Source organism: Streptomyces sp. AM6-12 (assembly GCF_044327085.1).
Taxonomy (GTDB): Bacteria; Actinomycetota; Actinomycetes; order Streptomycetales; family Streptomycetaceae; genus Streptomyces.
In genome coordinates this window covers 1,704,491-1,723,103 of the sequence record NZ_JBIQWN010000001.1, presented here as the reverse complement: position 1 = coordinate 1,723,103, position 18,613 = coordinate 1,704,491, and the positions used below count along the sequence as shown (strand labels likewise).

Annotated in this window: 16 protein-coding genes; 6 read left to right on the top strand and 10 right to left on the bottom strand. The window is 71.0% G+C overall.

Annotation, left to right across the window (positions count from 1 at the left end):
* Position 1: 1 nt before the first annotated feature.
* From ACE4Q9_RS07705 to ACE4Q9_RS07695, 3 genes are all read left to right on the top strand, one after another.
* Positions 2 to 730: a thioesterase II family protein gene (locus ACE4Q9_RS07705; protein ID WP_397983482.1), complete on the top strand. Its 729-nt coding sequence runs from the start codon at positions 2 to 4 to the stop codon at positions 728 to 730.
* Between the two features lie 4 nt (positions 731 to 734).
* On the top strand, positions 735 to 1,877 hold the full coding sequence (locus ACE4Q9_RS07700; RefSeq protein ID WP_397983481.1) for an acyl-CoA dehydrogenase family protein: 1,143 nt from the start codon (positions 735 to 737) through the stop codon (positions 1,875 to 1,877).
* A gap of 85 nt (positions 1,878 to 1,962) precedes the next feature.
* Entirely contained in the window at positions 1,963 to 2,556 is a 594-nt protein-coding gene (locus ACE4Q9_RS07695) for a helix-turn-helix domain-containing protein (RefSeq protein WP_397983480.1), read from the top strand.
* A gap of 111 nt (positions 2,557 to 2,667) precedes the next feature.
* On the opposite strand, the gene ACE4Q9_RS07690 is transcribed toward ACE4Q9_RS07695, so the two are convergent.
* From ACE4Q9_RS07690 to ACE4Q9_RS07680, 3 genes are all read right to left on the bottom strand, one after another.
* A complete protein-coding gene (locus ACE4Q9_RS07690; RefSeq protein WP_397983479.1) occupies positions 2,668 to 3,648 on the bottom strand; it encodes an NAD(P)/FAD-dependent oxidoreductase in 981 nt (326 codons plus the stop codon).
* Positions 3,649 to 3,790: 142 nt separating this feature from the next.
* Entirely contained in the window at positions 3,791 to 5,320 is a 1,530-nt protein-coding gene (locus ACE4Q9_RS07685) for a helix-turn-helix domain-containing protein (RefSeq protein ID WP_397983478.1), read from the bottom strand.
* A gap of 136 nt (positions 5,321 to 5,456) precedes the next feature.
* The gene (locus tag ACE4Q9_RS07680) at positions 5,457 to 5,984 is read right to left on the bottom strand and encodes an Lrp/AsnC family transcriptional regulator (RefSeq protein WP_397983477.1); all 528 of its coding nucleotides are present in this window, start codon (positions 5,982 to 5,984) and stop codon (positions 5,457 to 5,459) included.
* Between the two features lie 163 nt (positions 5,985 to 6,147).
* Between ACE4Q9_RS07680 and ACE4Q9_RS07675 the strand changes: the two genes are divergently transcribed.
* Positions 6,148 to 6,615 (top strand): rhodanese-like domain-containing protein, encoded by a 468-nt coding sequence (locus ACE4Q9_RS07675; RefSeq protein ID WP_397983476.1) that lies wholly within the window; start codon positions 6,148 to 6,150, stop codon positions 6,613 to 6,615.
* Between the two features lie 64 nt (positions 6,616 to 6,679).
* Here the strand turns inward: ACE4Q9_RS07675 and ACE4Q9_RS07670 are convergent, their stop codons facing one another.
* Complete coding sequence (locus ACE4Q9_RS07670) at positions 6,680 to 7,441, bottom strand: DUF4232 domain-containing protein (protein ID WP_397983475.1); 762 nt, start codon at positions 7,439 to 7,441, stop codon at positions 6,680 to 6,682.
* 479 nt (positions 7,442 to 7,920) lie between these two features.
* Between ACE4Q9_RS07670 and acnA the strand changes: the two genes are divergently transcribed.
* Positions 7,921 to 10,638 (top strand): aconitate hydratase AcnA, encoded by a 2,718-nt coding sequence (acnA, locus tag ACE4Q9_RS07665; protein WP_397983474.1) that lies wholly within the window; start codon positions 7,921 to 7,923, stop codon positions 10,636 to 10,638.
* Between the two features lie 171 nt (positions 10,639 to 10,809).
* Here acnA and ACE4Q9_RS07660 read toward each other — a convergent pair whose 3' ends face one another.
* The 6 genes from ACE4Q9_RS07660 to ACE4Q9_RS07635 all read right to left on the bottom strand — a co-directional run bounded on the left by ACE4Q9_RS07660 (position 10,810) and on the right by ACE4Q9_RS07635 (position 17,526).
* Positions 10,810 to 13,530, bottom strand: coding sequence for a SpoIIE family protein phosphatase (locus ACE4Q9_RS07660; protein ID WP_397983473.1), 2,721 nt, complete (start codon positions 13,528 to 13,530; stop codon positions 10,810 to 10,812).
* Positions 13,531 to 13,698: 168 nt separating this feature from the next.
* Entirely contained in the window at positions 13,699 to 14,028 is a 330-nt protein-coding gene (locus ACE4Q9_RS07655) for a hypothetical protein (protein ID WP_397983472.1), read from the bottom strand.
* A gap of 106 nt (positions 14,029 to 14,134) precedes the next feature.
* On the bottom strand, positions 14,135 to 15,712 hold the full coding sequence (locus ACE4Q9_RS07650; RefSeq protein ID WP_397983471.1) for a PQQ-binding-like beta-propeller repeat protein: 1,578 nt from the start codon (positions 15,710 to 15,712) through the stop codon (positions 14,135 to 14,137).
* Positions 15,709 to 16,332: a hypothetical protein gene (locus tag ACE4Q9_RS07645; protein WP_397983470.1), complete on the bottom strand. Its 624-nt coding sequence runs from the start codon at positions 16,330 to 16,332 to the stop codon at positions 15,709 to 15,711. The genes ACE4Q9_RS07650 and ACE4Q9_RS07645 overlap by 4 nt, the downstream gene beginning before the upstream one ends.
* Complete coding sequence (locus tag ACE4Q9_RS07640) at positions 16,329 to 17,231, bottom strand: NlpC/P60 family protein (RefSeq protein ID WP_397983469.1); 903 nt, start codon at positions 17,229 to 17,231, stop codon at positions 16,329 to 16,331. Before ACE4Q9_RS07640 ends, ACE4Q9_RS07645 begins: the two co-directional genes overlap by 4 nt.
* Positions 17,232 to 17,355: 124 nt before the next feature.
* Positions 17,356 to 17,526, bottom strand: a complete 171-nt coding sequence (locus ACE4Q9_RS07635; protein WP_397983468.1) for a helix-turn-helix domain-containing protein — start codon at positions 17,524 to 17,526, stop codon at positions 17,356 to 17,358.
* A 69-nt stretch (positions 17,527 to 17,595) separates the two neighbouring features.
* Between ACE4Q9_RS07635 and ACE4Q9_RS07630 the strand changes: the two genes are divergently transcribed.
* Positions 17,596 to 18,612: a DUF6668 family protein gene (locus tag ACE4Q9_RS07630; protein ID WP_397983467.1), complete on the top strand. Its 1,017-nt coding sequence runs from the start codon at positions 17,596 to 17,598 to the stop codon at positions 18,610 to 18,612.
* Position 18,613 lies beyond the last annotated feature (1 nt).

The window sequence follows — 18,613 nt, the reverse complement described above, 5'->3', positions numbered from 1 at the left end:
CGTGCTACTGCTCTACTGCTTTCCGCACGCCGGTGCGACCTCGCTCGTCTACCGCGGCTGGCAGCAGCACGCCGGCTCGCGCCTGTGCGTCCGGGGCGTGGACGCTCCGGGCCGTGGCACGCGCCGCCGCGAGCGCCGCGCCGAGGGCTTCAACGCCCTGGTCCGGGCCATGGCCGAGCAGGTGGTCGCCGACCTGCTGGCCGAGCGGGCCCGCACTCCCGGCATGCGCTGGGCGACCTTCGGGCACAGCTTCGGCGCCACGACCAGCCTGGCCGTCGCCGCCGCCGTGACCCGCCAGGTGGGCACCGCACCGGAACGCGCCGTACTGTCGGGAGCGGTACCGCCCCCGCTCCAGCGGCCCGGAGAACTCCTCGCCGGGGTCCGTGACGAGGAACTGCTCGCCCGGACCGCCGCCGACGGAGGCACCCCGCCCGCGGTGCTGGCCGACCCCACGATGAGCCGCATCCTGCTGCGGATGCTGCGCGAGGACGACGTCGTACGGGCCGAGTTCGCGCGGGAGGCGGCCGGCCTGCGGGTGGACTTCCCGCTCACCCTGATCGCCGCCCGACAGGACGTGTACGCCCCGCCGGAGAAGGTCTGGGCGTGGTCCGCGCACAGCACGGCCCCGGTCCGCCGGGAGGAGATCGACGGCGGCCACTTCGCGGCCGTACAGAACCCCAAGCAGACCCTGACGACCATCGCCGAGCACACCGGCGCGGGGGAGAGGTGACCGCATGGCACGCAGGCGGTACGAGACGGAGCACGAGCAGTTCCGGGACGCGTGCCGGGAGTTCCTGACGCGGGAGGTCGTGCCCCACCACGCCCGCTGGGAACGGGACGGCATCGTCGACCGGGAGGTGTGGCTCAAGGCGGGGAAGGCCGGTCTGCTCGGCATGGGCGTGGCGCCCGAGTACGGCGGGGGCGGCGAGCGCGACTTCCGCTACCCGGCCGTCTTCGCCCAGGAGATCATGTGGGCCCGCGCCACGGCACCGGGGTTCGTCGCGCACAACGACGTCATCGCCGGGTACCTGTCCGACCGCACCACCGAGGAGCAGCGCGCCCGCTGGCTGCCCGGGCTCTGCTCCGGCGAGCTGATCGCGGCGATCGCGATGAGCGAACCCGGCGCCGGCTCCAATGTCGCCGACATCCGCACCACCGCCGTACGCGACGGGGGCGGCTACGTCCTGAACGGCCAGAAGACCTTCATCACCAACGGCGAGAACTCCGACCTCGTCCTGGTCGCCGCCAAGACCGCGCCGGAGCGGGGCGCGCAGGGCATCAGCCTGCTGGTCGTGGAGCGCGGCGCCCCCGGCTTCACCCGTGGCCGGCGCATGGAGAAGCTCGGCTGGCACGCCAGCGACACCTGCGAGCTGTTCTTCGACGACTGCCGGGTGCCGGCCGAGAACCTGATCGGCAAGGAGAACGCCGGGCTCGCCTATGTGATGGCCGGGCTGCCGCGGGAGCGGCTGAGCATCGCGACCGTCGCGGTGGGCGCGGCCGAGCGGATGCTCGCCGACACCCTGGAGTACGCGCGCACCAGGGAGGCGTTCGGCCAGGCCATCGGCACTTTCCAGCACAACCGGTTCCAGCTCGCCACGATCGACACCGAACTCACCGTGGCTCAGGTCTACTTGGACCACTGCATCGGCGAGCTCAACGCGGGGCGGCTGTCGGTGACGGACGCCGCGAAGGCGAAGTGGTGGACGACCGAGCTACAGATGGACATCGCCAACCGGTGTCTGCAACTGCACGGCGGATACGGTTATCTGAAGGAAAGTCCGATCTCCAGGGAGTGGGCCAACGCGCGGGTGCAGACGATATACGGCGGCACCACGGAGGTGATGAAGGAGCTGATCGGCCGGTCCCTCGGGCTGTGAGCCGGACTGGGCCGAACGCGTGACCGGAGTCCGAAAACGGCAGCGCGCGTTGCGAGTTCGGGGACGCGCTCGGTCTAATGACACCGTGGACCAGTCCCCGACCATCGCCCAGGCCTTGGCCGAGGTCGGCCCCCGGCTCAAGCGGCTGCGCACCCTCCGCGGGGTCACGCTCGCCGCGCTGGCCGAGGCCACCGGCATCTCCAAGAGCACGCTGTCACGGCTGGAGGCGGGCCAGCGCCGCCCCAGCCTGGAAATACTGCTGCCCATCGCGCAGGCGCACCAGGTGCCGCTCGACGAACTGGTCGGCGCCCCGGAGGTGGGCGATCCGCGGGTACGGCTCAAGCCGCACCGGGTGAACGGCAACACGGTGCTGCCGCTGACCCGCCAGCCCGGCTCGATCCAGAGCTACAAGATGATCCTGCCGACGACCCGGCGCGAACCCGAGCTGTGCACCCACGAGGGATACGAGTGGCTGTACGTCCTCGCCGGCCGGCTGCGGCTCGTCCTCGCCGAACACGACCTGGTGCTGGGCCCCGGCGAGGTGGCCGAGTTCGAGACCCGGCTGCCGCACTGGTTCGGCAGCACCGGCGAGGGCCCTGTGGAGGTGCTGAGCCTCTTCGGCCGCCAGGGCGAGCGGATGCACGTACGGGCCCGCCCGAACCACGGCTCGGGAACCTGAGACACCGCGCGGCCCGAGACCCCGCGCCGCATCCTTTCGGTCGCGGGCCGGGCGACGCCGGGGGAACGTGCGTGTTCCCCCGGCGCTGAAGGGACGCCGGGCGCTCGCCGATCAGCGGACCGTGGCCGTGGCCGTGGTCGCGGCACGATGCGCGGCGACGGCCTGCTCGATCTCCTCGTCCACCAGGTCGTGGTTGAGCGCGAAGGCGGCGGCGGCCCCCATGCCGGCCGCGGTGACGGCCTGGGCGCGGCTGTCCACCACATTGCCGACCGCCCACAGGCCCGGTCGGCTGGTCCGCCCGGCCCGGTCGGTGACCAGCCAGCCGGCCTCGTCCCGCGCACAGCCGAGACCGTCGAAGGCCGCGTCATTGGGGGTCATCTTCGGGAAGACGAACACCGCGGCGCACTCCAGGGTCCGCCCGTCGGCGAGCTCCACCGCGCGCAGCCGCCCGCCCTCGGTGAGCACACAGGACACCGGCCCCTCGGCGACCCGCACCCCGCGGGCGTCCATCCGCTCCCGGTCCTCCTCGGTGAGCGGCTGGCTGTGCGGGACGTAGACGACGTCGTGCGACCACTGGCGCAGCAGCAGCGCCTGCCCGGCGGACGCCGGGTGCACGCCCAGCACCACCAGCGGCTGGTCGCGCACCTCGTAGCCGTGGCAGTAAGGGCAGAAGATCACGTCCTTGCCCCACAGCGCGCGCAGCCCCGGAACGGCGGGCAGTTCATCGCGCAGCCCCGAGGCCAGGACGACATGCCGGGCGTCCAGCGTCGCCCCGCCGGCCAGCCGGACCACATATCCGCCCGGCTCACCGGCCTCCACCTGGTCCACCTGGCCCTTCAGCAGGACCGCGCCGTAGCGCGCGATCTCGGCGCGGCCGGTCTCCAGCACGCTGAGCGGGGGGACCCCGTCACGGGAGAGGAAGCTGTGCATATGGGCCGAGGGAGCGTTGCGGGGCTCCCCGGAGTCGACGACGACGACGGAGCGACGGGCCCGCGCGAGCACGAGCGCGGCGTTCAGCCCACCCGCCCCGCCGCCTATCACGATGACGTCGTACGAGGTTCGGTTGGTCGTGTCGTTGAATGCGCCGGTCATGGCGATCACCTCCGCCGCAAGAGTGCGGCGGAGGCTCGGCACGGGCAATTTTTGTTGCCGTTTCCGGAACACACCACAACCGGCCCCGACCGGCCCGCGATCACCCGCCGACCCCCGACCGGTACCCGGCTGTCCGCCGGTCTCAGATGTCCCGGAAGATCTCGATCTGCGCCCCGATCGAGTTCAGCCGTTCCGCGAGGTCCTCGTAACCCCGGTTGATGACATACACGTTGCGCAGCACCGACGTCCCCTCCGCCGCCATCATCGCCAGCAGGACGACGACCGCGGGGCGCAGGGCAGGGGGGCACATCATCTCGGCGGCGCGCCAGCGGGTGGGGCCCTCGACGAGGACGCGGTGCGGGTCGAGGAGCTGGAGCCGGCCACCGAGGCGGTTGAGGTCGGTGAGGTAGATCGCGCGGTTGTCGTAGACCCAGTCGTGGATCAGGGTCTGCCCCGAGGCGACCGCCGCGATCGCGGCGAAGAAGGGCACGTTGTCGATGTTCAGACCGGGGAACGGCATGGGGTGGATCTTGTCGATCGGCGCCTCCAGCTTGGAGGGCCGGACCGTGAGGTCGACCAGCCGGGTACGGCCGTTGTCCGCGAAGTACTCCGGCGAACGGTCGTGGTCCAGGCCCATCTCCTCCAGGACCGCCAGCTCGATCTCCAGGAACTCGATCGGCACCCGGCGCACGGTGAGTTCGGACTCGGTGACCACCGCGGCGGCCACCAGGCTCATCGCCTCGACCGGGTCCTCGGAGGGCGAGTAGTCCACGTCGACGTCGATGTTGGGCACGCCGTGCACGGTCAGCGTGGTGGTGCCGATGCCCTCCACCTGCACGCCCAGCGCCTCCAGGAAGAAGCACAGGTCCTGGACCATGTAGTTGGAGGACGCGTTGCGGATGACGGTCACGCCGTCGTGCCGCGCCGCCGCCAGCAGCGCGTTCTCGGTCACCGTGTCGCCCCGCTCGGTCAGCACGATCGGGCGGTCGGGGCTGACCGTGCGGTCCACCTGCGCGTGGTACTGGTTCTCGGTCGCCGCGATCTGGAGCCCGAACCGGCGCAGCGCGATCATGTGCGGCTCGATGGTCCGGGTGCCGAGGTCGCAGCCGCCTGCGTACGGCAGCTTGAACTGGTCCATGCGGTGCAGCAGCGGGCCGAGGAACATGATGATGGACCGGGTGCGTACGGCCGCCTCGGCGTCGATCGCCGTCATCTCCAGCTCGGCCGGCGGGACCAGCTCCAGGTCGACCCCGTCGTTGATCCAGCGGGTGCGTACGCCGATGGAGTTGAGCACCTCCAGCAGGCGGTACACCTCCTCGATGCGCGCGACCCGGCGCAGCACGGTACGGCCCTTGTTCAGCAGGGACGCGCACAGGAGGGCCACGCAGGCGTTCTTGCTCGTCTTGACGTCGATGGCGCCGGACAGCCGACGGCCGCCGACGACCCGCAGGTGCATCGGGCCCGCGTAGCCCAGCGACACGATCTCGCTGTCCAGCGCCTCACCGATGCGGGCGATCATCTCAAGGCTGATGTTCTGGTTGCCGCGCTCGATGCGGTTGACCGCGCTCTGACTGGTGCCGAGCGCCTCCGCGAGCTGCGTCTGCGTCCAGCCCCGGTGTTGCCGGGCGTCACGGATGAGCTTGCCGATGCGTACGAGGTAGTCGTCTGCCATGAGGTTGAGGTTATCTCAGGTATGAGATGGTGCTCGCCAGGGGGTCCATTCGGGTGATGGCGCGTCAGTGACCTGCGGTTTCCTGGGGGATGTCCGGTCGGTGGGCGATTCATTCCGATGCCCACCCCTTACGGATTTACTCGCTTACGGGCCACCTGTGGGGCGCTTGTGAGCCACCTGCCGGGCGCTTGCGAGCCGTCTGCCAGGCGTTTGCCGGTCCCTCGCGCACGGCGCGCCGGGGGAGAGGGGACGAGTAGACGACGCTGGTCGTCACGGTCCCCAAACCGCCGATCCGGCCCGAAATCTCCTCCAGATGGCGCATGGAGCGTGCCGCTACCTTGATGACGAAGCAGTCGTCGCCCGTCACATGGTGCGCCTCCAGGATCTCCGGCGTCGCCTCGACCAGGTCGTGGAATGGCTTGTAATTGCCGTTCGGATACCGCAGCCGTACGAACGCCATGACCGCCAGTCCGACCCGCTCCGGGTCGACGACCGCCGCGTAGCCGCTGATGACCCCCGCCTCCTCCAGCCTGCGCACGCGCTCGGTGACCGCGCTGGCCGACATGGAGACGGCCCGTGCGAGGTCGGTGAAGCTGGTCCGGCCGTCCCGCTGGAGAACGTCGAGAATGCGCCAGTCGATGGCGTCCAGGGATATCGCGGTCATCGTCGAGAAATAGCACGGATTCCCCGGCCGATCGGGTGGCATCGCCGTGGATCGAGCCTTCAGGGCGCCGGTTGCAGTCCGTAGATTTCACGCCCGAAGCCCGGACGGCAGTAGCCGGGCCGCCCGCGCCTCGCGCCCCACCCCCGCATCAGGAAGGCCCCCCATGCGTACGACCGCCCCCGCCACCCCCGCCGAAGCCGCCGCCCACTTCCGCGCCTCCCTCCGCTTCCACACCGACGTCGCCGACGTGGCCGCCGCGCTCACCACCCCACGCGAACCCGGCACCCCTGGCGGCCCCGACTTCGTCCTCCTCGACGCCCGCTCCTCCGAGTCCTGGGACCAGGGCCACATCCCCGGCGCCGTCCACCTCCCCACCGCCCTCGTCCCCGAACGGGCCGCCGCCCTGCTCGACAAGTCCACCCCCGTCGTCACCTACTGCTGGGGCCCCGGCTGCAACGGCGCCACCCGCGCCGCCCTCGCCCTCGCCGAACTCGGGTACCAGGTCAGGGAGATGCTCGGCGGATTCGAGTACTGGGTGCGCGAAGGCTTCACCTACCAGACCCCGCAGGGGCCCGCGCGCCGCGCCGCCGACGCCCTCACCACCCCGGTCGCGGCCGTCTGCGGCTGCTGACACCATGCCGGAAGCCGGAAGCCGGAAGCCGGAAGCCGGAAGCCGGAACGGACGTGGCCTGGCTCTACGACGCCTCGCGCGCCCACGCCCGGACGCCCAGCTTGCCGGTCGTGCCGAGGTCGAGCTGGGGCGTGACCGTCACCGGAGCCGCGCCCTGCTTCGCCCGCACCCTGACGTACGGGACGCTGATGGGGGTGCCGTACCCGGTGGTGTTGCGCCACATGAGGCCCGAGACGGCGCTCTCGCCGGGCTTCAGGAGCAGCGGGCGGGCCGGGTCGTCGAATCCGCCGCCGGTGCTGATGCCGCCGCTGCCGTGGAGGATCCGGACGCCGTGGACGGGTGCCAAATCGTCGTCGAGCAGCTCCAGTCGCGGGTAGCCGCCGAGCGCGTAGTCGCGCTTGCCGCAGTTCTCCAGGCGCAGGCCGACCACGCGCAGCCCCATCGCGGCGTCGCCGGCGTCGGCGGTGAGGCGGAGCCCGGAGGGCGGGCACACGCCGGGCGCGGGCGGCGCCTCGGCGGCGGGCACCTTGGTCACCTGGGCCACCTTGATCCGGGTCACCCGCGACGAGCCGGGGGCCGGCACCCCCAGCCGTACCGTGCCGCGCCTCGTCGTGCCGGGGGCGACCGAGCGCACGGTCTCGGAACGGTTGCCCATGACCGCCCCGCTGTCCGTGGTGAAGTCGAACAGGATCGTGTACGTCAGCGCCCGGTCACCCTTGTTGGCGACTTCGTAGGCGGCCGATATCCCGGAGTCGGCCCCGGCGAGCGGGTCGGCGTGCACCAGGTGGCCGGAGGAGGCGGGGCTCGGCACGGAGGGAATCGTCACCGCGGTGATCCGCACACCGTCCACAGCCGGCCCGGCAGCGAAACCCGCGACCCCACCCCCGCCCCCGCCCGCGGACCCAGCCGCCTTGCCCCCGCTCGCGCGCTCGGCACCGCACGCCGTGAGCAACAGGAACACGGCGAGGACCGGAAGAACCGACATGGCGTGGCGCATGACCCCATCCCATCAGGCCCGCACGCCCAGAACCATGGCGGAAGCCACACTTCCGCCCACCGGCAAACCCCCGGACCCGCCCCCACGGCCCCCGGCGACCCGTGCCGGGGCGGAACTCGACCCGACCCGGCATGACCATCCGGCACCCATGTACTAGAGTTATCTCGACATCGAGATATCTGCCGAGGCGCACCGCAGCCGCTCACTTGGTAAGGCGAGCCTAACTTAGCCTGACCTTACCGGACCGGTCGAACCGGCGTGGCGGCAGGATTGACGGTGGTACGCGCACATCAATGAAGGAGACTGTCGTGTCGGCGAACAGCTTCGACGCCCGCAGCGAGCTGCAGGTGGGCGACGAGTCGTACGAGATCTTCCGGCTGGACAAGGTGGAGGGCTCGGCCCGCCTGCCGTACAGCCTCAAGGTCCTGCTGGAGAACCTGCTCCGCACGGAGGACGGCGCGAACATCACCGCCGACCACATCCGTGCCCTCGGCGGCTGGGACTCGCAGGCCCAGCCCAGCCAGGAGATCCAGTTCACGCCGGCCCGCGTGATCATGCAGGACTTCACCGGCGTTCCCTGCGTCGTGGACCTCGCCACCATGCGCGAGGCCGTCAAGGAGCTGGGCGGCGACCCGGCGAAGATCAACCCGCTGGCGCCGGCCGAGCTGGTCATCGACCACTCCGTCATCGCCGACAAGTTCGGCACCAACGACGCGTTCAAGCAGAACGTGGAGCTGGAGTACGGCCGCAACAAGGAGCGCTACCAGTTCCTGCGCTGGGGCCAGACCGCGTTCGACGAGTTCAAGGTCGTCCCGCCGGGCACCGGCATCGTGCACCAGGTGAACATCGAGCACCTGGCCCGCGTCGTCATGGTCCGCGACGGCAAGGCCTACCCGGACACCCTGGTCGGCACCGACTCGCACACCACCATGGTCAACGGCCTCGGTGTCCTCGGCTGGGGCGTCGGCGGCATCGAGGCCGAGGCCGCCATGCTCGGCCAGCCGGTCTCCATGCTGATCCCGCGCGTCGTCGGCTTCAAGCTCACCGGTGAGCTCCAGCCGGGCACCACCGCCACCGACCTCGTGCTCACGATCACCGAGATGCTGCGCAAGCACGGCGTCGTCGGCAAGTTCGTGGAGTTCTACGGCGAGGGCGTGGCCGCCACCTCCCTGGCCAACCGTGCCACCATCGGCAACATGTCGCCGGAGTTCGGCTCCACCGCCGCGATCTTCCCGATCGACGACGAGACCCTCAACTACCTGCGCCTGACCGGCCGTTCGGAGCAGCAGGTCGCGCTGGTCGAGGCGTACGCCAAGACCCAGGGCCTGTGGCTGGACCCGAAGGCCGAGCCGGACTTCTCCGAGAAGCTGGAGCTCGACCTCTCCACGGTCGTGCCCTCCATCGCCGGCCCGAAGCGCCCGCAGGACCGCATCGTCCTCGCCAACGCCGCCGAGCAGTTCAAGCAGGACGTCCTCAACTACGTGGACGTCGTGGACGAGGCGGGCCAGGAGTCCTTCCCGGCCTCCGACTCCCCGGCCGTCCACCCGAACGGCGGCCCGTCCAACCCGGTCCAGGTCACCGCCCCCGACGGCACGACCTACACGATCGACCACGGCGCGGTCACCGTCGCCGCGATCACCTCCTGCACCAACACGTCCAACCCGTACGTCATGATCGGCGCCGCCCTGGTCGCCAAGAAGGCGGTCGAGAAGGGCCTGTCCCGCAAGCCGTGGGTCAAGTCCACCCTCGCTCCGGGCTCGAAGGTCGTCACCGACTACTTCGAGAAGGCCGGCCTCACCCCGTACCTGGACAAGCTGGGCTTCAACCTGGTCGGTTACGGCTGCACCACCTGCATCGGCAACTCCGGCCCGCTGCCGGAGGAGGTCTCCAAGGCGGTCAACGAGCACGACCTCGCCGTCGTCTCGGTCCTGTCCGGCAACCGCAACTTCGAGGGCCGGATCAACCCCGACGTCAAGATGAACTACCTGGCGTCCCCGCCGCTGGTCGTCGCGTACTCCATCGCGGGCTCCATGAAGGTGGACGTCACCCGTGACGCCCTGGGCACCGACCAGGACGGCAACCCGGTCTACCTGAAGGACATCTGGCCCTCCGAGGCCGAGGTGAACGAGGTCGTCGCCAGCGCCATCGGCGAGGACATGTTCAACAAGTCCTACCAGGACGTGTTCGCGGGCGACGCCCAGTGGCAGTCGCTCCCGGTCCCGACCGGTGACACCTTCGAGTGGGACGCCGAGTCCACCTACGTGCGCAAGCCCCCTTACTTCGAGGGCATGGGCATGGAGCCGGCCCCGGTCGAGGACATCACCGGTGCCCGCGTGCTGGCCAAGCTGGGCGACTCGGTCACCACCGACCACATCTCCCCGGCCGGTGCGATCAAGGCCGACACCCCGGCCGGCAAGTACCTCACCGAGCACGGTGTGGAGCGCCGCGACTTCAACAGCTACGGCTCGCGCCGCGGCAACCACGAGGTCATGATCCGCGGTACGTTCGCCAACATCCGCCTGCGCAACCAGATCGCGCCGGGCACCGAGGGCGGCTACACCCGCGACTTCACGCAGGACGGCGGCCCGGTCTCCTTCATCTACGACGCCTCGCAGAACTACCAGGCCGCCGGCATCCCGCTGGTCGTCCTGGCCGGCAAGGAGTACGGCTCCGGTTCGTCCCGTGACTGGGCGGCCAAGGGCACCGCGCTCCTCGGCGTCAAGGCCGTCATCGCCGAGTCGTACGAGCGCATCCACCGCTCGAACCTCATCGGCATGGGCGTCCTGCCGCTCCAGTTCCCCGAGGGTGCCTCGGCCCAGTCCCTCGGCCTGACCGGCGAGGAGACCTTCTCCTTCACCGGCGTCACCGAGCTGAACAACGGCACCACCCCGCGCACGGTCAAGGTCACCACCGACACGGGCGTCGAGTTCGACGCGGTCGTCCGCATCGACACCCCCGGCGAGGCCGACTACTACCGCAACGGCGGCATCATGCAGTACGTGCTGCGCAGCCTGATCCGCAAGTAAGCGGCACGGCCCCGTAGTCGAGGGCCGCATCCCCGGCAGCGGGGGTGCGGCCCTCGAACACGTCCAGCCCCAGCTCCCAAGGGGCGGCGCGGGGAGCCGCGCGACAAGCCACGACGCACCCGCACCCGGCGACGCACCACCTCCCCCCCGCCCCCGCAGCGGCGACCAACCTCACAACTCATCAAAGGAGTCCAGCGACAACTCCGGCAGCCCCGGCGGCGCCCCCCGCAGCGCCATCTCCGCCCAGATCACCTTCCCCTGCGGCGAATACCTCGTCCCCCACCGCTCCGTCATCTGCTGGACCAGGAACAGCCCCCGCCCGCCCTCGTCCGTCGTCGCCGCGTACCGCAGATGCGGCGACGTGTTGCTCCCGTCCGACACCTCGCAGACCAGCGCCCGGTCCCGGATCAGCCGCAGCCGGATCGGCTCGGAGCCGTACCGGATCGCGTTCGTCACCAGCTCGCTGAGCACCAGCTCCATGCCGAACGCCTGCTCCTGAAGGCCCCATTCCCCCAGCCGCTTAGTCACGGCCCGCCGCAGCTCCCCGACGGCTGCCGGATCCGCGGGCACGTCCCAGTCCGCCACCTGCTCGGACGTGAGCGCCCGCGTGCGCGCCACCAGCAGCGCGACATCGTCCGTCGGCCCCTGGGGCAGCAACTCCTCCAGCACCGCCCCGCAGCTCGCGTCCGGGGACCGGTCCGGATGCCCGGCCAGCGCCCGCCGCAGCAGCTCCATGCCCTCGTCCAGATCGCGCGTACGGTCCTCGATCAGCCCGTCGGTGTACAGCACCAGCTGCGTCCCCTCGGCCAGCTCCAGCTCCGCCGTCTGGAACGGCATGCCCCCGAGGCCGAGCGGCGGCCCGGCGGGCAGCTCCGGATAGTCGACGCTGCCGTCCGGATACACCAGCGCGGGGGCCAGATGCCCGGCACGAGCCATGGCGCACCGCCGCGTCACGGGATCGTAGATCGCGTACAGACATGTCGCGCCGACGATCTCGCCGGCGTCCTCCGCGCCCCCCTCGTCCTGGTCGATGCGCCCGACCAGGTCGTCCAGATGGCTCAGCAGCTCGTCCGGCGGCAGGTCCAGGGTCGAGAAGTTGTGTACGGCGGTCCGCAGCCGGCCCATCGTGGCCGCGGCGTGCAGTCCGTGCCCGACGACGTCGCCGACGACCAGCGCCACCCGGCTGCCCGGCAGCGGGATCACGTCGAACCAGTCCCCGCTCACCCCGGACTGGGCGGGCAGATAGCGGTACGCGACGTCGAGGGCGCTCTGCTCGGGCAGCGCGCGCGGCAGCAGGCTGCGCTGGAGGGTGACCGCCAGGGTGTGCTCACGGGCGTAGCGGCGGGCGTTGTCGACGCTGACCGCGGCGCGCGCCACCAGCTCCTCCGCGAGTGACAGGTCCTCCTCGTCGAAGGGCTCCCGCTTGGCCCGGTAGAAGTTGGCGATGCCCAGCACCACCCCGCGGGCCCGGATCGGGGCCGAGATCAGGGACTGGATGCCGTACTCCAGGATGTTCTCGGTGCGCTGCGGGTCCTGGGCCCGCCAGTCCATCGCGGCGACCAGATCGGGCACCAGCTCGGCGTGGCCGGAGCCGTAGCCGCGGGCCTGCGGCGTGAACGGCTTGAAGTCGATCAGCCGGTCCCGCTCGTACAGCGGGTGGTCGCCCCGGATGCCGTGCACGGCGATACGGCGCAGGGTGGCCGCGGTGGGGGCGGGCTCCTCGCCGTGCAGGATGCCGTCGTCCAGGTCCACGGTCACGTAGTCGGCGAAGCGCGGTACGGCGATCCGCGCCAGCTCCTCCGCCGTGCGCCGCACGTCCAGGCTGGTGCCGACGCAGAGCCCGGCGTCGTAGAGGAGCTTCAGCCGCTCCCTGGCGACCTCGGCGCGCCCGGACAGTGCCTGGAGTTCGGTGGTGTCCCGCAGGGTCACCACGGTGCCGCCAGGGGCCCCGCCGTGGTCCGTGGGCCGCTGGTTGACCGCGAGCAGCCGCTCCCCGGCGAACAGCACCTCGTCGGTGGCCTCCCGCCCGGAGGCCAGCAGCTCCACCGTCTCCGGGTCGAGACCGGGCAGCTCGAACAGGTGGCGGCCCTCGGCGTCGGCCGGCAGCCGCAGCAGTCGCCGGCCCTCGTCGTTGGCGAGCAGCAGCCGGCCGTCCGCGCCGATGATGAGGACGCCCTCGCGCACCGAGTGCAGCACCGTGTCGTGGTGCTCGTACATCCGGGTCATCTCGTCGGGCGCGAGGCTGTGCGTCTGCCGCCGCAGCCGGCGTCCGACCAGCGCGGTGCCGCCGGTGGACACGGCCAGCGCGCCCGCCCCGGCGGTCAGGATGATCGGGATCTGCCGGTCCACCTCACTGGTCACGTTCTTGACCTTGAGCCCGGCGGAGACGAGCGCGGTCACCTTGCCGTGCGTGTCCTCGATCGGCACGGTGGCCTGCATCTCGCGCCCCAGCGGGCCGTGCACGCTCTCCGTGTACGTCCGCCCGGCGAGCGAGGGCCCTATGGTGCCCACGAACCGCTTGCCGATCTTGCTCGGCATCGGGTGCGTGTAACGGATGCCATGGGTGTCCATGACGACGATGAAGTCGACCCCCGCCGCCTTGCGCCCCGCCTCGGTGAGCGGCTGGAGCACCTTGGAGGGCTGGGGCGCCGCCAGTGCCTGGAGGACGCCGGGGGAGTGGGCGAAGGTCTCCGCCACGGCGATGGAACGACGCCTGGCCTCGGACTGCGTGTCCCGCTCGGACTGGAGGTAGAGGGCGATCACGCCGCTGAGCACCAGCAGCACGACGAGGGCCGCCTGGAGCAGGAAGACCTGCTTGGCGACGCTCCACTGCCTCCGGCCGGCCACAGAACGCCACAACAGGCGTCTGAAGCGAGCGACGGTGTCCGACATGCCGCATTTGTAGCACCGGGGTCCGCTGTGTGGCCACGGCCCGTCCACACCGTGGACAGGTGTTCTAGGGGGTGGAACCGGCCGTCGGTGCCGACCGGCAAGTGGGGCCTCGGGGAGTGGACCCCCGGCAAGGCGGTGCGGCGCGAGTTCGCCCCGCCCCAGGGGGCGTCACATGAAGGGCAGGGGGGTGGCCAGCAGCCAGTTGGCCGAGGCTGCTCCGCTGCCGCACGCGGTCGCCCAGCCCGCCCACGCCTTCCCGGAGAGCCGCCGCGCGGCCTGCGCGGCTTCGGAACCGAGGACCAGGCCGAAAGCGAGCGCCAGCGTCAGATCGGCCCACAGGACCTCGGGCCGGCCGATGACCAGCCACCCCACCACCCCCGCCCCCAGCGCGGCGGCCACATGGGACCAGGGCGCACTCGCCGTGACGTCGGAGGGCGTGCGCCGGCGCTGGGCGACGATCAGCGCGATCTGCATGAGGGCTGCTGCTACTGCGATCAAGAGGGAACTTCCTGCGGGGAGGTGAAAGCGAAGCCGACAAAATGATCATAAACGCCGGACTTTGCTCTCCTTGGGACACCCGTGTGAAGGAAACTCCCAGCGAGCCTTACTGGTCCTGCCCGAAGGGCGCCGGGGCGACGACCTCGCCACTGCCGCCGGAGCCCGACCCGTTACTGGCGCCCGGCGAGAGGGCGTACAGCAGTTTCTCGCCGAGTTTGTCCGCGACGACCAGCGCGCGGCGGTCGGCGACACCGAGCGGGATCGCCACGTTGTCACCGCTCAGCGGGGTGTCGTCGACGGCGTCGATGGCGTGCCACTGCTGCGACTGGTCCTGCGCGTAGATCTTCCCGCCTGCCGCGCCGTGCGGAACGGCTCCCGTGACCGTATTGGCCTTGCCGGTCCTGGTGTCGAGGACGACGGGCCCCACGGCGACCAGATCACCGGTGGACCGTACGGTCATGTCGCTCAGGTCGCCGCTGACGCGGCCGGTGGCGAGGCGCTTGCCGCCGGCGACGGCGTAGACGGTCACAAAGGTGTCGCCGCCATTCGTCCAGACCCCGGCGATGCGCGTGGCATCGATGCCGATGACATGGGCGAGTTCGGCGTTCTTGGCGGGGGGCGACATCTTCTCGCCGCGGTCGGCGCCGTGGCCGGGGCGCAGCCGCTCCCAGTGGCCGGACGCGTCGGCCGCGAGCACCGACTCCCCCTCGGCGGCCAGCGCGGTGGCTCCTACCGGCAGGTCGAGGGTGCGGACCTTGCCGTCGGCGACGACGGCCGCGGTGGCGTCCGGAAGGGAGATGAGCGGTGAGCCGCCGAGAAAGGAGACCGTGCCAAAATCCGGGATGGTGACCGCGGTGTGCTGGTGGGCGCTGCCGGTCAACTGCCAGTAGTGCAAGGTCTGTCCGGCAGTCAGGGCGACCACACGCTTGCCGTCGATCCGGGTGAGGGCCAGCGCTCCGTCGGCGCCGTCCGGGATGTCCGCCGTCCATGTGGTGCTCCCGGTCGACGGGTCGAGCACCGCCAGCTTGCCCCGGTCGTCGACGACGGCGATGGTTCCGTCGTCCGCGACGGCCGGCGTCATCTGGGAGCTGATCGCCACGGCCCAGGCGGCGCGGGGCGTCCAGCCGTCCGGCGCCGGTACCGGCAGGTTCGCGGGCGGAGGAGTGGACGCGGCCGCCGCCGAGGGGCTGCTGGAGAGGGCATTCGGGGCCTGACCGGGATCCCCGTGCCCGCCCACGCCGAGCACCACGACGGCTGCGAGCGCGATCACGCCCAGGAAGACGCCAACCGCGATCAGACCCTTGGCCTGCGACTTGCCCTGCGCCGCGGTGTCCGGCTTGGCGCCGCGCGGCTCGGCCGTGGCGGATCTCGGCCGGGGCCGAGCCCGTCGGAAGCGGCCTTTCTCGGCGACTTCGACGGGGGCCGGTTCCACGGTGCCGTCCCTGTGCACGATCAGCGCGATCGTGGTGCCGTCCGCCTCGATCGCGGTGACCCGGATGGCTCGGCCGAGGCGCGCGTACTTCCGGGCCACGGCCTGGACGGCCCACCGCCGTGCTTCGGCATCGTCCAGTTCGCGCGGCAGAGCCATCGTGAAGCCATCGACCTCGACGGTGTCCCCGCCGGTCAGGCGGACCACGGGATTGGGCCAGTCGGGTACCGCGTGGGGCTCGGGGCTCGTCGTCACTGGGCCACCCGCATGTTGTCGGCCTTCCAGGGCTCGCCGGTCCTGGTACGCACCAGGTGGATCCATTCGACCCAGGTCTCTGCCGGGCCTTTCCACCCGTCCCGGCCGTGCGGTGTCACGGTCACCTCGAACTGGCGGTATGCCTCCGTGGGGGTGTCCTGCGGAGCCGTGTCGTGGGCCTGGCGGGCCGTCGCGGTGGTGTAACCGTGGTGTTCGGCCATGGCGGTCCAGCTCGCGTCGGGTGCGGCGACGGGCTGAGCGTTCTCGATGGACCGGGCGTAGCCGGGGGTCAGCCAGCGGGCGGTACGGCGCTGGGCGTCGACCTGGGTCGTGTCGATCCTCGTATCGAAGGTCCAGGTGGTCACGGCGATCGCCTTGGCCACGGAGGTCGCGTCGTTCTCGTCGACATGGGTGGTCAGCCCGGCCTCCGGCGTCCCCTTGACCCCCCGCGGCAGGGGCGGCGGTTCGGAGTAGGTCGCGTTCGGCCGTGCCGTCGGTGCCGGCGACGTGTGCTTCTCCATGGGCTTGCCGTGGTGGCCGCTTCCGCAACCGGTCAGCACGAGGGCGGCACCGAGGGCCGCGGCACCGGCCCATGCCCTCCCGTCGCGGGTCATGCTCACGTGAATCTCCTGACATCCCAGTCGAACTGGGTCCAGTAAGGACTGAGGGAGGTTACCTCCACCGTCTTACCCGGCCGCGGAGCGTCGATCATCTGTCCGTTGCCCGCGTAGATGCCGACATGCCCCCAGCCGCCGTCGTTGTTGAAGACGATGACGTCACCCGGCTGCATGGCGTCACGGGGAACACTCCGGCCGGCGTGCCGCTGGGTCTGCGAGGTGCGGGGGATGACCTTGCCGGTGGCCACGTAGACGGAGTACTGGGTGAGGCCCGAGCAGTCGAAACCACCGCCGGTCGGACCGGATATCCCGCCGCCACCCCAGACGTAGGGGGTGCCGATCTGGTGCCGGGCGACGTCCACGATCTTCGCACCCTGACCACCGTCTCCGCCGGGCACGACCTCAGCGCCCTGGTACTTCTTCGCCAGGCCGAGGATCTTGGAGACATAGCCCTGGGTCTCCGTGTACGGCGGAATGCCGTGGTACTCCAGGACCGCGCCCTCACCGGCGTTGTAGGCCGCGAGGGTCACCGAGACGATGTCGCCCTTCACATTGCCACCGGCGACCTCCGGGAGCAGTTGCTTGGCGATGGTGCAGTCGTAGATGCCCTGGGTGAGTATCGCGTCGGCGGGATTCCAGACGTCGGCCACACCGTCGCCGTCGCCGTCGGTGCCGTATGTGGCCCAAGTGCCGGGAATGAACTGTGATATGCCGCTCGCGATCGGATTGCCGTTCGCGTCCTTCGACTGGGCCTTGGGGTTCCAGTTGGACTCGGCTTCGATCTGCGCGGCGATGATCGCGGGCGGGATCTGCGGGCAGATGTTCCCGGCCCGTGAGACGAAGGCGCGATAAGCGTCGGGAACGGCCCCGCTGAGGCCTCCGCCGATACCTCCGTGGCTCACCACGTCACATCCCGCGAGGAGCAGGGTGGCAAAAGCCGTCAACGTACCTGCAAGGGCACGGAGTTGACGTAAAGTCACGCGCCACCGCCAACATGGCAGACCTCGCGTGGGTACCCATCCTGGCTCAGGGGCCGGTATTGCGGTTCGCTTCCAGGTATGCGTGGATCTCGTCGCGCCAGACCCGCCATGTCCGCTTGGGGCCCACCTGGAATCCCGGAAGGTGCCCGGCGCTGAGCCACTTGACCACCGTGGCCACCTCCACGCGGAGCACCTCGGCCACCTCTCCAGCCGTCATGACCTCCGGGTATGCCCCCAACTTCGCCCCTGCGGCGCCCAGTTGTGTCACCCACCCTCTCTCCCCTGAATGATCTACGACGTGAGGGTGGCACCGTATCAGCCTGTGTTCCAATTCGTTCGAATTTCTGGGCGTGGTGACGTGGGATCAGGTACGGTGGACACCGGCGATCATGATCATTTCTGGTCGTCAGGAGGGAAAACGGGGATGGGGGACGAACGAGTCGGCTTGTGGGTGACGCCACAACCCGACGACGTGCCACAACAACCCGGTGGGCGCCCCGCTCCGGAAGCGGGTCCCCGACCGGTCGCGGCAGCGCCGCAGGAGGTCGTCCTGAGGCAGCCCGGGTCGGTCCAGGTTCCGGGGCAACTGCTCGGCACGCTCGCGACGTCCGCGGTGCCGGGGGTGCTGTGGTGGGCGCTGGGTGTCCACGGAGGGGCGGGCGTCTCGACACTGCTGCGCACGATCGGCGGTGGCGCGGACGCACAGCGGCGCTGGCCCGATGTGCACGGCGCGTCGTCGGACGTGCATGTCGTCCTCGTCGCACGCGCGGACCACCGGGGCCTGACGGCTGCGCAGGCGGCGTTGCAGGAATGGCACAGCGGGCTCGCGCCGACCAGCACCAACATCGTCGGGCTCGTCCTCATGGCGGACGCGCCCACGAAGCCTCCGCGACCCATCCGCGACCGGATCAGGGTGCTGACCGGGGCGGTCACCCAGAGTTGGGAAGTGCCCTGGGTCGAGGAGTGGCGCGAGGGCGGCAAGCCGCAGAAGCGGGTCAAGGCGCTGGACGAACTGGAGGCGACGCTACGGCAGTTGTCCCCGCCGCGGATCGCCTATGCCCTGCCCCCGGGGCCTTCTGCCGGCCCACTGCTCGCACCCGTTACGGAGTACCATCCGCAGCCGGCACCGGGGTACGGCTATCCGCAGCAAACCGGTAACCTGCCTGCGAGCGGTTTTCGCCCGCCGCCGGTGGGCTACGGCCGACCGCGGCAAGGACACGCTCCCGCGCCCCGGCCCGGCTACGGTTATCCGCCCGGGGGCGAGGAGCTGCCTCCCCCGGACCCCACAACACGCCTTCAGTGAA